12 protein-coding genes are annotated in these 13458 nt (G+C 69.9%); 4 read left to right on the top strand and 8 right to left on the bottom strand.

Features of this window, described 5'->3' with window-relative positions; all coding sequences use genetic code 11:
• The first annotated feature begins 71 nt into the window (after positions 1-71).
• Positions 72-965, top strand: coding sequence for a mechanosensitive ion channel family protein (locus IAI54_RS28145; protein ID WP_420838327.1), 894 nt, complete (start codon positions 72-74; stop codon positions 963-965).
• Between the two features lie 21 nt (positions 966-986).
• On the opposite strand, the gene IAI54_RS28140 is transcribed toward IAI54_RS28145, so the two are convergent.
• Positions 987-1439, bottom strand: coding sequence for a MarR family winged helix-turn-helix transcriptional regulator (locus IAI54_RS28140; RefSeq protein ID WP_187970321.1), 453 nt, complete (start codon positions 1437-1439; stop codon positions 987-989).
• A gap of 225 nt (positions 1440-1664) precedes the next feature.
• On the opposite strand from IAI54_RS28140, the gene IAI54_RS28135 reads away from it, so the two are divergent.
• Together IAI54_RS28135 and IAI54_RS28130 are read left to right on the top strand one after the other, a co-directional pair.
• Positions 1665-2903, top strand: coding sequence for an MFS transporter (locus IAI54_RS28135; RefSeq protein WP_187970320.1), 1239 nt, complete (start codon positions 1665-1667; stop codon positions 2901-2903).
• Between the two features lie 108 nt (positions 2904-3011).
• The gene (locus IAI54_RS28130) at positions 3012-5015 is read left to right on the top strand and encodes a PhoX family protein (RefSeq protein ID WP_187970319.1); all 2004 of its coding nucleotides are present in this window, start codon (positions 3012-3014) and stop codon (positions 5013-5015) included.
• 3 nt (positions 5016-5018) lie between these two features.
• Here IAI54_RS28130 and IAI54_RS28125 read toward each other — a convergent pair whose 3' ends face one another.
• The 5 genes from IAI54_RS28125 to IAI54_RS28105 all read right to left on the bottom strand — a co-directional run bounded on the left by IAI54_RS28125 (position 5019) and on the right by IAI54_RS28105 (position 10760).
• On the bottom strand, positions 5019-8414 hold the full coding sequence (locus IAI54_RS28125; protein WP_187970318.1) for a DUF2339 domain-containing protein: 3396 nt from the start codon (positions 8412-8414) through the stop codon (positions 5019-5021).
• Between the two features lie 54 nt (positions 8415-8468).
• On the bottom strand, positions 8469-8987 hold the full coding sequence (locus IAI54_RS28120; RefSeq protein WP_187970317.1) for a PaaI family thioesterase: 519 nt from the start codon (positions 8985-8987) through the stop codon (positions 8469-8471).
• A complete protein-coding gene (gene recO, locus IAI54_RS28115) occupies positions 8984-9751 on the bottom strand; it encodes a DNA repair protein RecO (protein ID WP_187970316.1) in 768 nt (255 codons plus the stop codon). Before recO ends, IAI54_RS28120 begins: the two co-directional genes overlap by 4 nt.
• A 344-nt stretch (positions 9752-10095) precedes the next feature.
• On the bottom strand, positions 10096-10518 hold the full coding sequence (locus IAI54_RS28110) for a type II toxin-antitoxin system VapC family toxin (protein WP_187970315.1): 423 nt from the start codon (positions 10516-10518) through the stop codon (positions 10096-10098).
• Positions 10518-10760: a type II toxin-antitoxin system Phd/YefM family antitoxin gene (locus IAI54_RS28105; protein ID WP_187970314.1), complete on the bottom strand. Its 243-nt coding sequence runs from the start codon at positions 10758-10760 to the stop codon at positions 10518-10520. Before IAI54_RS28105 ends, IAI54_RS28110 begins: the two co-directional genes overlap by 1 nt.
• A 264-nt stretch (positions 10761-11024) precedes the next feature.
• Between IAI54_RS28105 and IAI54_RS28100 the strand changes: the two genes are divergently transcribed.
• Positions 11025-11507 (top strand): GNAT family N-acetyltransferase, encoded by a 483-nt coding sequence (locus IAI54_RS28100; RefSeq protein ID WP_187970313.1) that lies wholly within the window; start codon positions 11025-11027, stop codon positions 11505-11507.
• Positions 11508-11789: 282 nt separating this feature from the next.
• On the opposite strand, the gene era is transcribed toward IAI54_RS28100, so the two are convergent.
• Together era and rnc are read right to left on the bottom strand one after the other, a co-directional pair.
• The gene (gene era / locus IAI54_RS28095; RefSeq protein WP_187970312.1) at positions 11790-12740 is read right to left on the bottom strand and encodes a GTPase Era; all 951 of its coding nucleotides are present in this window, start codon (positions 12738-12740) and stop codon (positions 11790-11792) included.
• Complete coding sequence (gene rnc, locus IAI54_RS28090) at positions 12737-13456, bottom strand: ribonuclease III (RefSeq protein WP_187970311.1); 720 nt, start codon at positions 13454-13456, stop codon at positions 12737-12739. Before rnc ends, era begins: the two co-directional genes overlap by 4 nt.
• Between the last annotated feature and the right edge of the window lie 2 nt (positions 13457-13458).

Raw genomic sequence — 13458 nt, 5'->3', positions numbered from 1 at the left:
CCGGACCCTCCGGATCGATTGAAAACCCCAGCCCAAGCAACGGAGACAGACCCTTGGACCCCATCGATCGCATCGAAACCAGCACGGCCGACATGGTGATCGCGGCGCGCACCGCCTGGGAGCAGGCGAGCGCGCTGATCGTGACCTACTCCTTCTCTCTCGTCGGCGCGCTGATCGTCCTGACGATCGGATACATCCTGTCCAACGTGCTGCAGCGCTCCACCTACGCCGCGCTCGGCCGCTTCCGGGGCTTCGACGAGACGCTGCGCAAGTTCTTCTCCAGGATCGTGCGCTATGCGGTGCTGATCATCGTCGGCGTGACGGTGCTCGCGCAGTTCGGCGTGCAGACCGCCTCGATCATCGCCGCGCTCGGCGCGGTGGGACTGGCGATCGGCCTGGCGCTGCAGGGAACGCTGCAGAACATCGCGGCCGGCATCATGCTGCTCGTGCTCAGGCCGTTCCGGGTCGGCGAGTTCATCAATGCGGGCAGCGTCATGGGCACCGTGCAGGAAATCGGCCTGTTCGCGACCGAGCTGAAGACCTTCGACGGGCTTTTCATCATGGCGCCCAACAGCGAGCTCTGGAACTCGCCGGTGACGAACTATTCGCGCAACCCGGTGCGCATGCAGGAGATCGCCATCGGCATCGGCTATGGCGACGACATCGCGCTGGCGCTGCGGACCTATGCGGAGATCGCCGCCGCCGACGAGCGCATTCTTGCCGACCCGCCGGTCAACTGCTTCGTCTCGGCGCTGGGCGACAACGCGGTGGTGGTGGCGATCCGCTACTGGACGAAGTCGCCCGACTGGTTCCAGACCAAGCTCGACTTCACGCGCCGGGCAAAGCTCGCCTTCGACGAAAAGGGCATCTCGATCCCCTTCCCCCAGCGCGACCTGCACATCATCCGCGCCGACGGCGCCGCGGCCGGGAAAGCGGGCGCCGAGCCGAAGCTGCTGCTGGATTGAACGGCGGCGGCCAGGCGGCCGTCACCGGGACGGGTCCTTCGCGTCCGCCGGCTGCTGCCCGACGTCGCCGAGCACCGCGAGCGCGGCGCGCAGGCCCTGCGTCCGCGAGCCGAGGATCAGGTCCACCTCCGCGTTGACGCCGTCCATGGCCGCGTTCATCGGGCCGAAGCGGTCGCGGCCGTCCGGGCTCAGATAGATGCGGTTGATGCGGCGGTCGCCCTCGGGGTCCGGCCGCCGCTCGACGAGGCCGGCGGTCTCCAGCCGGTCGACGATGCCGGTCATGGTGGCGCTGTCGAGCAGGAGGCGGGCGCCCATCTCGGCGCAGCTCAGCCCGTCCCGTTCCGACAATATGTGCAGGGCGGCGAACTGGACGGGGGTGACCCCGTGCGCTGCCAGCGCGTCCCGCGAGCGACGGGCCACCTGCTGCGTGGCCTTGCCGAGCAGGAAGCTGATGCAATCCTCGATCCGCTCCATTCTGGCCCAATCCGATCCGCTTGCGTGCTGATATCTTGTATGCAAGCATCTTGGGTGCAAGGCAAGCCGCGCATGATGCGATCCGGCGACACCCTCGTTCGCGCGGGGTGCTGAAACGGTCGCGAGGCCATCATCATCAGCGAAATTGAACGGTCGGCGTCGAACTATTCGTTTTTCGGCCGCGGGACTGATGCAGTAGACAACGGACGAATGGAGAGCTTCCCCATGCCGCAGGCAGCCAAGACCGCACGCGACGTCCCGAGCCTGCCCTGGCTCATCATCCTGTGCGGCGGCCTGATCGCGGCGCTGACCTTCGGCCCGCGCTCGGCGATGGGCTTCTTCCAGCTGCCGATGCTGGCCGATAAGGGCTGGGACCGCACCACCTTCGGCCTGGCGATGGCGTTCCAGAACCTCGCCTGGGGCCTCGGCACGCCGTTCTTCGGCGCGCTGGCCGACCGGTTCGGCACCTGGCGGGTGCTGGCGCTGTCGGGCGTCATGTACGCGACCGGCCTCGCGGTCATGGCCAATGCCGAGAGCGCGATGGGCCTGCATATCGGCGGCGGCGTGCTGGTGGGGCTCGGCATCGCGTCGGGTTCGTTCGGCATCGTGCTCGCCGCCTTCGCGCGGAACGTGGCGCCGGAAAGGCGCAGCCTCGCCTTCGGCATCGGCACGGCCGCGGGATCGGCCGGCATGTTCATCTTCGCGCCGCTGAGCCAGGGGCTGATCGACGCCTATGGCTGGTACGATTCGCTTCTGGTGATGTCGGCGATGATGCTGATCCTCCCGGTGCTGGCGATCCCGCTGCGCGGCAATTCCAGCTCGGGGTCGCAGCGCCAGACCGACATCGCGCAGACGGCCGGCGAGGCGCTGCGCGAGGCCGTCGGGCACAGGAGCTACCTGCTCCTGGTCTCCGGCTTCTTCGTCTGCGGCTTCCAGGTGGCCTTCATCACCGCGCATTTCCCCGCCTACATCGCCGACATCGGCATCCAGGCGCGCTATGCCGTGATCGCGCTGGCACTGATCGGCTTCTTCAACATCATCGGCTCTCTGGCCTCGGGCGTCATCGGCCAGCGCTATTCCAAGCCGATGTTCCTGGTCTGGATCTACATCGGCCGGTCGATCGTCGTGACGGCCTTCCTGGTCCTGCCACAGACGCCCGCGAGCGTCATCGTCTTCGCCGTCGTCATGGGACTGTTGTGGCTGTCGACCGTGCCGCCGACCAATGCGCTGGTGGCGATCATGTTCGGCACGCGGCATCTCGGGATGCTCGGCGGGCTGGTGTTCCTGTCGCACCAGATCGGCTCGTTCCTCGGCGTGTGGCTCGGCGGCTACCTCTACGATCTCTTCGGCTCCTACGACCCCGTGTGGTGGCTGGGCGTCGCGCTCGGCCTGTTCGCGGCGGTGGTGCACTGGCCGATCCGCGAGGCGCCGGTGGCGCGGCCGGCGCTGGCTGCGGCGGAGTGACCCCGGGGACCGGGTTCCGTGCGGCCTTCACCGAACCGTCACACGGGTGAAACAGAGCGCCCGTAGGCGTGCCTCCGCAGAGCTTCTCACCAACCCCAGGAGGCAGGGATGAACGAACGCGCCAACCCAGAGGAATTCCTCACCCCGACGCAGGTCCGCGAGGAGTCCGAAGACATCGGCCGCAATGCCAGCGCCAATCCGACGATCGGCGACGTCATCAACCGGCGCTACTCGCGCCGCGGCTTCCTCGCCGGTTCGCTCGGCGTCGCCGCCATCGCCACGACCGTCAGCCCGTTGGCGCTCATCGCCGCCGACGAGGCGAAGGCGGCCGGCGCGAGCGCCTTCTCGTTCGACGAGGTCGAGGCGGGCGTCGACGAGATGCACCACGTGGCGGCCGGCTACGACGCCGAGATCCTGCTGCGCTGGGGCGACAAGGTGTTCGCCGATTCGCCCGACTTCGACCCGATGAACCAGACCGCCGCGGCGCAGGCGCGGCAGTTCGGCTACAACAACGACTACATCGGCTTCATCCCGCTCGACGGCTCGAGCGAGCGCGGCCTGCTGGTGGTCAACCACGAATACACCAATGCCGAACTGATGTTCCCGGCCTGGGCGACGGTGGTGACCGAGGTCGAGGAGAAGGACGGGGTCAAGAAGGAAGTCCAGAAGGTGAAGATGGGCGAATACACGCCCGAACTCATCGGCATCGAGATGATGGCGCATGGCGGCACGGTCATCGAGATCGCCAGGACCGGCGGCAAGTGGGCGCCGGTGCTCGACAGCGCCTACAACCGCCGCATCACCGTCGAGACGCCGATGATGCTGACGGGCCCGGTGGCCGGCAGCGACCGCGTGAAGACCAAGGCCGATCCCTCGGGAACGCAGGTGCTCGGCACGCTCAACAACTGCGCCGGCGGCGTGACGCCCTGGGGCACCTATCTGATGGCCGAGGAGAACTTCCACGGCTACTTCATCGGCGAGGTCGCCGAGAACGATCCGCAGGCGGCCGCCTACAAGCGCTACGGCGTTCCGTCGGGCTGGTACGTCTGGGGCACGGTGCACGAGCGGTTCGACGTCGCCAGGGAGCCGAACGAGCCGAACCGCTTCGGCTGGATCGTCGAGGTCGATCCGTTCGACGCCGGTTCGACGCCGAAGAAGCGCACCGCGCTCGGCCGCACCAAGCACGAGGGCGCCGAGTCGATCGTCAACAAGGACGGCCGCGTGGTGATCTACTGCGGCGACGACGAGCGCTTCGACTATGTCTACAAGTTCGTCACCGCCGGAACCTACGACGCGGCCGACCGCGCGGCGAACATGGACCTGCTCGACCAGGGCACGCTCTACGTGGCGCGCTTCGACGCCGACGGCACCATGGAATGGCTGCCGCTCGTCCATGGCGAGGGTCCGCTGACGGCGGAAAACGGCTTCAGGGACCAGGCCGACGTGCTGATCGAGGCGCGGCGGGCCGGCGACGTGCTCGGCGCGACCAGGATGGACCGGCCGGAGGACGTGCAGCCGAACCCGAAGACCGGCAAGGTCTACGTGATGCTGACCAACAACACGCGCCGCAAGGACGACCAGGTCGACGCGGCAAACCCGCGCGCCAAGAACGCCTTCGGCCACATCATCGAGATCACCGAGACCGACGTCGACTTCGCGTCGACCAGGTCGACCTGGAACGTCCTGCTCAAGTGCGGCGATCCGTCGGTGGCAGAAGTCGGCGCGACCTTCTCGACCGCGACCACCGCGAACGGCTGGTTCGGCATGCCCGACAACTGCGCCATCGACGCCGCCGGCCGGCTGTGGGTCTCGACCGACGGCAACAACCGCAAGGAGACCGGACGGACCGACGGCCTGTGGGCGGTGGACACCGAGGGCGACGCCCGCGGCACCTCCAAGCTGTTCTTCCGGGTGCCGGTCGGCGCGGAGATGTGCGGACCGACGTTCACGCCGAACGACGAGACGCTGTTCCTGGCCGTGCAGCATCCCGGCGACGAGGGGCTGGCGACCTTCGAGGCGCCGGCGACCCGCTGGCCCGACTTCAAGGACGGCATGCCGACGCGTCCGTCGGTCGTGGTGATCACCAAGCAGGGCGGCGGCAAGATCGCCTGACGCTCACGGCCGATCCGGCTTGGAGGAAGGCGGGGCTTCGGCCTCGCCTTTTTCGCTTTTCGCGGTTTCCGCAGGCGTCGCGTCTCCCGGCACCGCCTCCCCGGAGGTCTCGCCCCCGGACCTCGCCGCTTCATCCGGCAGTGTCGCTTCCGTCGCAGCGGTCGCCCCGGCGGGCGCAGGCGGTTCGCCGATGTCGGCCTTGGCGTCGACGGGCGGAGCATGGTCCACCGGCGCGGTGAACGGGGCCGCGGCGCTCGCTGCGGCTTCGGCGCGCGTCTCCTTGTCCCCGGCGGACACGGCAGGATCGGACGTCTCCGGCCCGCTCGCCGGGGCAGCCTCCGGTGCCGCTGCAGTGTCGGCTTCGTCCGGCGCGCCTGGCACCGGCGAAGCGTCCGAAACAGTGCGACCTTCGGATACGGGTGCGACCGCCGGCGCGGCGTCTCCCGCACCGGTGACGGACGCCGTGAGCGCGATCGGCGGAACGGAAGGATCGGACGCCGCTTCCCCCGCCGGTGCGGTTTCGCGGGCAGGCAGGACCACGCGCCGCGCCACCGGCGCGGTGGACTTCTCCGCGCCCTCCGGCGCTGCCGCATCCGCGGAACCGGTCGCCCCGCCTTCGACGGCCTCTGCCGGGGCTGCATCCGGCACCGGCGCAACCCGGCGCCTGGCCGCGCCGACGAGAAGGCGCTGGTAGAACAGGCCGATGCCGATCAGCACCGCGCCGAGGCCGATGAAGGACAGGGCGCGCAGGACGCCTTCGAGTTCGGAGAGGTCGAACAGGAAGACCTTCGCCACCGCCAGCGCCACGAGCAGACCCGACGCGATGCGCAACGCCTGTGAGGAAAGGCGAACGCCAAGGACGAGAGTGCCGACGCCGAGCGCCAGCCAGACCGCGGAATAGGCATAGGTCTCGAGCTGCGTCATGCCGTGCCAGATGGCGATGCTCTCGCCCTGGAACAGGCGACGCACGGTGAGGCTGACCCAGGCGAAGGCGAGCGCGGCGGCCGTCAGCGCCAGCATGACGGAGTACCAGCGCGGCCGCCGGCCCTGGGCGAACCAGGCGAGCCCGGCCGCGGCGGCGGCCGGAAGGAGATAGGCGAGCAGGAGCAGATCGAGGACCGGGAGCCAGCCGGTCGGCTCGCCGGTGAAGAGCGGGTTCAGCGTGCCGAGATGGCGGATGACGACGAGCACGACGGAAAGGACGGCGGCGGCGAGCGAGCCGATTCGCAGGACGGCGCTGGGCGAGCGGGCGTCGATGGCGATCAGGATCGCGCCCGCGCCGAGCATGATCAGCGTGTAGATCGACTGTTCGGCGAGCGTCACGGCGGCCCCGTCGACGATGCCGCCGCTCATGGCGTGGCGCACCAGCATGGCCAGGGTGAGGAGAGCGAAGAGCACGGCGGCGGCCTCCATGGCGAGCCGCGGCCGGCCGTCCGTGGTGCGGGCGAGCTGCCATGCGCAGAAGCCGAAGGCGAGCGCGGGGATGCCGTAGCCGGGCAGCAGCGCATTGAAGACGGGCAGCGTGCCGAGGGCCGACGCGCCGACGATCGTCGGATCGACGGCGGCGCGGGCGAGCACGAAGACCCCGGCGCCGACGGAAAGCCAGCCGAGGATCGGATAGCCGCGCCGGCGGGTGGCGAGCGCGGGCAGCACCGCGGCGGCGCCGGCGAGCATCGTCGTCCAGAGCGGGCCGAAGGCCATCAGCAGCAGGAGCGCGGTCGCCAGCGCCGCACCGCCGAAGAAGAGGCTCGCGGCGAGACGCCCGGTGAGCGGCGGCTCTTCGGAGCGCGCGACGGCTTCCCCGGCGGCGACGAAGGCTGCGACCAGTGCCAGCGCGGCGGCTGCGCGCAGCCAGTCGCGGTCGACGTCGCCGTAGGCGATCCAGCCCGCGGCCAGGATCGCGAGCGGCACGAGCACGGCATGGCCGGCCCAGATGGCGGCGCGGCGCGGCCGGCGGGCGGCGAAACCGCGCGCCGACACCATGCCCGTGCCCAGGACGAGCAGCCCGAGCAGCGCGGAGGTCCAGGCGCCCGCGACGGTCCAGGGCAGGACGGCCGGGCCGTCGAGCGTCACCGGCTCGCCGAGAATCTCGAAGGCGAAGGTGCCCGAGAGGGCGATGCGCATCTGCGCCAGGACGAGCGTGGCGCCCGCGGCGTGCAGGAGCGGCAGCGCCGCCGGCTGGAGCCATGCGATGGCGAGCATGGCGACGGCGAGGATGGCGGCGTGGATCTCTCCGCCCGCGAGGATGAAATCGGGATCGATCAGCAGGAAGAGCGTCGCGAAGCCGACGACGACGCCGGCCGCGACAGCGGGAGCATCGAAGCGCGCGGCCGGACCGTCGTCGCGCAGGGCGAGCCAGATCAGCGCCAGCGCGGCGAGGACGACGAGATTGGCGAACAGGGCCGGCGCGAGGCGCACGTCCTGCATCGTGATCAGGTAGAGCAGAGTCCAGAGGCCCATGCCGACGACGGCACCGGTCATCAGGGCGGTCCAGCCGCGCAGCCGGGCGATCGCGGCGGCGGCGAGGAGGACCACCGCGAGGTAGCCGAACAGGACCCAGGGGCTCGGCGCCTGCGACGAAACGAGCAGCGGCGTGGCGAAGGCGCCGAGCAGGCCGACGCCGGCCAGCGCCTGGCCGTGGACCAGCGCCGCGAGGATGGTGCCGAGGCCGAGCAGGCCGAGCAGCAGGAAGGCGAGCGTCGCGCCGATGAAGCCGTAGAGGCCGTGGGCGGCGTAGACGGTGCCGAACAGGACGAAGGCACCCGCTGCCGTGAGGATGCCGGGAACCCACGCGCCGCCGAGGCCCTCGACCGGGACGCGCAGACCGCTGCGGCGGATCCACTCGCCCGCTGCGGCGAGGCCGCCGCCGAGGAGGGCCGCCATCAGAAGCCGCAAGCCGGGGCCGAAGACACCGGCCTCGATGGAATAGCGAACGAGGAAGACGCCCCCGAGCGCCAGCGCCAGGCCGCCGACCCAGACCGCCCAGCGGGTGCCCAGTGCAGTCTCGATGTCTGGCGAAGCGGGCGCCGGTCCGGCCGGCGGCGCAGGCGCCGGCCCGGGCTCCGGTTCCGGCTCGGGCTCGGGCTCGGCCGACCAGGCGTAACGGCGCGGCCGGGCGGCCAGAGCTTCCAGTTCGGCGAGCGCCTTCGTGGTGTCTTCGCGCGCCGCGGCAGCGGCTGCCCGCGGGTCGAGGGGCGTTTCGGCCGGCGCCTGTCCGGCGTCCGCCGTCGCTGCGGGGACGGGCTCCTGCGCGGGCGTCGTCGCCGGCACCGGCATGGTCTCCAGGACGAAGCCGCGCAGCGCCTCGAACTCGCGCTGCAGCCGGTTCAGCCGGTCGTTGAGGCGCATGGCCACGACGCCCAGAGCGACGATGATGGCGGCGACGATGAACTCGATCATGGGACCGGCTCCCCCCGGAGCGGCAGGATGGACGACGATGGCGCGACGGCCGGATCAGCGCGGCGCGAGGTTCGTCGCGGGAAAGATGGAGCAGGTCTCGGTGCCGAAGGCAAGCAGCTTGCCGGCGGCATCCTTGAGGGTCGCCTCGGAGACGGCGATGGTGCGACCGCGGTTGATCACCCGGCCCTCGCAGACCACCTCGCCGGTCTTCGGCGTGATCGGACGCATCAGGTTCACCTTGAACTCGACCGTGGTGTAGGCCTCGCCCTTCGCCATGGTGGTGTGGACGGCGCAGCCAAGCGCCGAATCGAGGATCGTCGCGGCCCAGCCGCCATGCACCGTGCCGAGCGGATTGAGATGGCGCTCGGAGGGCAGCCCGCGGAACACCGCCCGGCCCTCGCCGATCCCGGCGAGGCCGAAATTCATCCGGGCGCCGATGGAGGGGGCCGGATAGAGGCCGTCGATCAGCCGCTGCAGCAGTTCCAGGCCGGTGTACCGCAGCACCTCCTCGAGCGGGATCGAGCCGAGGCCGAGGGGAGACACATGGCCGGGATACAGTTCGACTTCACTCATTGCGCAGGCTCGTTCTCTCTGGATGGCAGGGTATCGTCACGGAAGGACCGCCTGAGGGCGGACAGGAAGCCAGCACGGGTCTCGGGCGGCTCGATGCCGCGCGGTTCGTAGACATGGCGCCCGAAGAAGAAGCCGGTGAGGCGGAACGCGTCTTCGAGGGAGCGCTCGTCGCCGCGCAGGCCGGGGCCGGCGGTGAGGAAGGCGGGCAGCGGCAGCAGCCTGTCGCGCCAAGGCTCGCCGGCGGTCCGGCTGACCGCGCGGCCGGACTTCGGGGAGACGAAGGCCAGATCCTGGAGCGATCCTGTGGCCGCGCAGGAGGACAGATCGAGCCCGAAGCCGAGTTCGTCGAGGACGAGCAGTTCGAAGCGGACCAGAAGCTCGGCGGCGGCGCGCGGCTCGTCGAGATGGTCGAGGATGATCGCCAGCGTCTCGAAGAGCGGCCCGTGCGGATCGCGTTCGGGCAGGAGCCGGAGATGGGCAGCAAGCGTCTGCAGCGCGTAGACCGCCGCGCCGCTGGCCAGAAACCGCGCCGCGTTCTGCTCGATCGGCTCGACCTGGAACTGGCCCATATGCTCGTCGAGGCGGGCGCGCCAGACCAGATCGACGCGGTTGCCGGCCTGGAGGACCGGCTGCATGCGGCGCGACCGGCCGCCGCGGACGATGCCCATGTGGCGGCCATGCGCGCGGGTCATCACTTCGAGAATGAGGCTCGTTTCGCCATGCCGGCGCGACCCGATGATGATGCCTTCGTCTCGCCACTCCATGGCCCGGAGGTTTCCACCGGATCGGCGGTGAATGCAAGGATGGCGCGGGTGGGATGGGACAGGCCGGTTCGGGATGACGAGAGTGGAGGGGCCCGGCAAGGCCGGCATGCGGCGGGTTCCGGCTCGCGGCAGCGGCGTCCCCGGGCGGCGGCGCCACGTGCCTCGTCGTGCATCCGATCGCGCGCATGGGCGGCGAGGCATGGATCCCGGATACGTCGTCCTTCGCTGCGCTCGGACGTCGTTCCGGGATGACGAAACGGAGGGGTACGCCGGCTTCCAGGCCTTCCTCCTCAGCCTCCGTCTCGATGCGGCTGCCCCGCGTCCCGGCGCAGGACCCGACGCTTCTACAGAAGCAGCGACTGGACGCCCAGGACGGTAGCCGCGACGGCCATACGGCGGTCGAGCGTGCAGAGTGTCGCGCCGTGCACGGCCGCCACGGCGATGTGCAGCGCATCGCCGGCCCGCAGACCAAGTACGTGATCTTTCAGGTGGAGCGCGGCGATGCGGAAGTCCTCGCTGGACACGGGAAGCACACGAAACGACGCCCGGACGATGCGCGTATAAGTCGCCATGATCGTCGCACGATCATCGTCGCCGACCTGTCCCGTCCTCACCTTGATCGACATGGCCGAGGCGAATTCGGTGTGCACCCACTCACTCAGGGCGAGACTGCCAGGCGACTGGTCGGCAATCCAGTCCTGCACACGCGCGGTCGCGTCTTCGCTGGTCAGCATGGCAACGAGAACGGACGTGTCGAGATAGAGCATCAGTAGCGGTCGTCGTCGCGCATGCTCCGGACGAAATCACCTGCGGTTTCGGACTGGCGGGGAACTGCCGTGGTCAAGGCTCGCAGCGCTGCCAGATCAACACGCTCACGCGGCTCGTCGACCGCGGTCAATTGCGCTATCGGTCTACCATGCCTCGTGATGGTGACCGTTTCGCCTGCCGCTGCTCTGGCCGTCAGGTCGCTGAGATGGGCCTTCGCTTCGGCAATGCTGACCGTTCGCATGGGAACCTCTGACCAGATTTCAGGTCAGAAGTAGTCGCTCACTCGGCTTGGCGCAAGTGGACCCCTCGCGGATAGAGAGGGCCGATCGGCATGGGTCGCCATTCAGCCGCGCCATGATGCCGGTCTTGCGCGCGGAAATACTCTCTGACTAAAGTCCGAGAACAGGCAGGCACCGATCGGCATCATCCCTGCCTTCGACCGCGTCGTGAAACGCCGGAAGAACGGTTGCGGCTGGTGGCCTGGATGCGGGAGGTTCGACGGCTCATGGCGGCATCCTCGTTGACCATCGCGGTCGAGCCGCCGGGCTCGCCGGACGCGCGGGCCTGCGTGGCGGCCTATGTCGGCGAACTCGGACGCCGCTTCGAGGGAGGATTCGATCCGGGCAACGGCAATCCGACCCCGGACGACGACGCGCTGACGCCGCCGGCCGGGTGCTTCCTCGTGGCGCGTCTGGACGGCCGGGCGGTGGGCTGCGGGGCGCTGCGGCGGCTTTCGCCGGGCGTGGGCGAGATCAAGCGGATGTGGGTCGCGCCCGAAGCGCGCGGGCTCGGCCTGTCACGCCGGCTGCTCGCGGCGCTGGAGGACGAGGCGCGGGCGCTGAACTTCGAGCGGGTGCGGCTCGACACCAACCGGGCGCTGACGGAGGCGCAGGCGCTCTACAGGAGCGCGGGCTATCGCGCGATCGAACGCTTCAACGACAATCCCTACGCGGATCTGTGGTTCGAGAAGGGGCTGGAGGGCGGGTGAAGGGGGGATCACCGGAACGGGCCTTGCCCTACGTCGCCCCCCTCTGGCCTGCCGGCCATCTCCCCCACAAGGGGGGAGATCACGCGCTCCGCCGGCTTCGCCCGATCGCCATCATCGCAGGATCGCCATCATCGCAGGACTGGCGCTGACGCCGAAGCTGCCAATCTCCCCCCTTGTGGGGGGTCCGAAGGACGGGCGAGACAAGTGGCTCGCCCCGCCCGGCAGGGCAGAGGGGGGCGCGACGGAGCGAGTGGCCGGCAAGGCAAAGAGCCCGCCCTCCCCTCAGCCCGGGAACTCCAGCCCCATCTCGCGGTAGCGCTCGGGGTCGTCGCTCCAGTTCTCGCGCACCTTCACGAAGAGGAAGAGATGGGCCTTCTGCTCGAGGATCTCGGCGATCTCCTTGCGGGCGGCCTGGCCGATGGCCTTGATGGTCTCGCCCTTGTGGCCGAGCACGATCTTCTTCTGGCTGTCGCGCTCGACATAGATCACCTGCTCGATCCGGACCGATCCGTTCGGCAGTTCCTCCCACTTCTCGGTCTCGACATGCGAGGAATAGGGAAGTTCCTGGTGCAGGCGCAGATAGAGCTTCTCGCGGGTGATCTCGGCGGCGAGCTGGCGCATCGGCAGGTCGGAGACCTGATCCTCCGGATAGTACCAGGGACCGGCGGGAAGCCTCCCGGCGAGATGGTCGAGAAGATCGGAACAGCCGGAGCCGTCGAGGGCGGAGATCATGAAGGTGCGCTCGAAGGACGCCTTCGCGTTGATCTCGGCGGTGAGCGCCAGGAGCGATTCGCGCTTCACGCGGTCGATCTTGTTGAGGACCAGGATCTTGGGCTGGTGCACCTCGGCGAGATTCTCGACCAGCGCGCCCGCATCGCCCTTCAGCCCGCGCTCGGCGTCGATCAGCACCAGCACGAGGTCGGCGTCCTTGGCGCCGCCCCAGGCGGTGCGGACCATGGCGCGGTCGAGCGTGCGACGGGGCTTGAAGATGCCGGGCGTGTCGACGAAGACGATCTGGGCGGCCTGATGGGTGGCGATGCCGCGCACGATGGCGCGCGTCGTCTGCACCTTGTGGGTAACGATGGAAACCTTGGTGCCGACGAGCTGGTTGATCAGCGTCGACTTGCCGGCGTTCGGCGCGCCGATCAGCGCCACGAAGCCGGAGCGTTGCGCGGCACCGGGTACGGCGGTTTCGGGGGTCTCGTCCGGACGGGCCGGGTCCTGGTCGCTCATGTGGGGTCTTCCGATCTGGGCCAGACGCCTTCGCGCTGGAGCATGGCTGCGGCACCGGCCTGCTCGGCCTCGCGCTTGGAACGGCCGCGGCCGATGGTGGGTTCAAGGGTGCCGACGCTCACCGTGACGGTGAAGACCGGCTCGTGATCCGGCCCTTCGCGACCGGCGATGGAGTAGACCGGGGTGGCGGCCGCCGACTGGTGCGCCCATTCCTGCAGCTCGGTCTTCGGATCGCGCTTGGCGCCCTGCGCGTGGCGGCTGCGCGGACCCCAGTGCCGCTCGATCAGCGGCCGAGCGGCTTCGAGCCCGCCCTCGAGATAGATCGCGGCCAGCAGGGCTTCCATCGCGTCAGCCCGCGTGGAGCGGCCGTTGGGGCCGGAGAGCGTCTTCAGCCCTGAATCCGCGCGGATCAGATCCGCCAGGCCGATCTCCTCGGCGACCTCGGCGCAGGTGGCACCGCTGACGAGCGCATTGAGCCGCACGGCGAGCTCGCCTTCCGGCGCACCGGGAAAGGCCTTGAACAGCATCTCGGCGACGACGAGCCCGAGCACCCTGTCTCCCAGGAATTCCAGCCGCTCGTAGTCGGCGCCGGCGTGGCGGCGTGCGCTGGAATGGGTGAGCGCGCGTTCGAGCCGTTCGACGTCGCGAAAGACGTGGCCGGTGCGTTCGGCGGCCAGTTCCGCCAGCGCCTGTCCGGCCGGCTTGCGGGCGGCCATCG

The sequence above is a fragment of the Aquibium microcysteis genome, from assembly GCF_014495845.1.
Classification (GTDB): domain Bacteria; phylum Pseudomonadota; class Alphaproteobacteria; order Rhizobiales; family Rhizobiaceae; genus Aquibium; species Aquibium microcysteis.
This window is presented reverse-complemented; position numbering and strand designations above follow the sequence as displayed.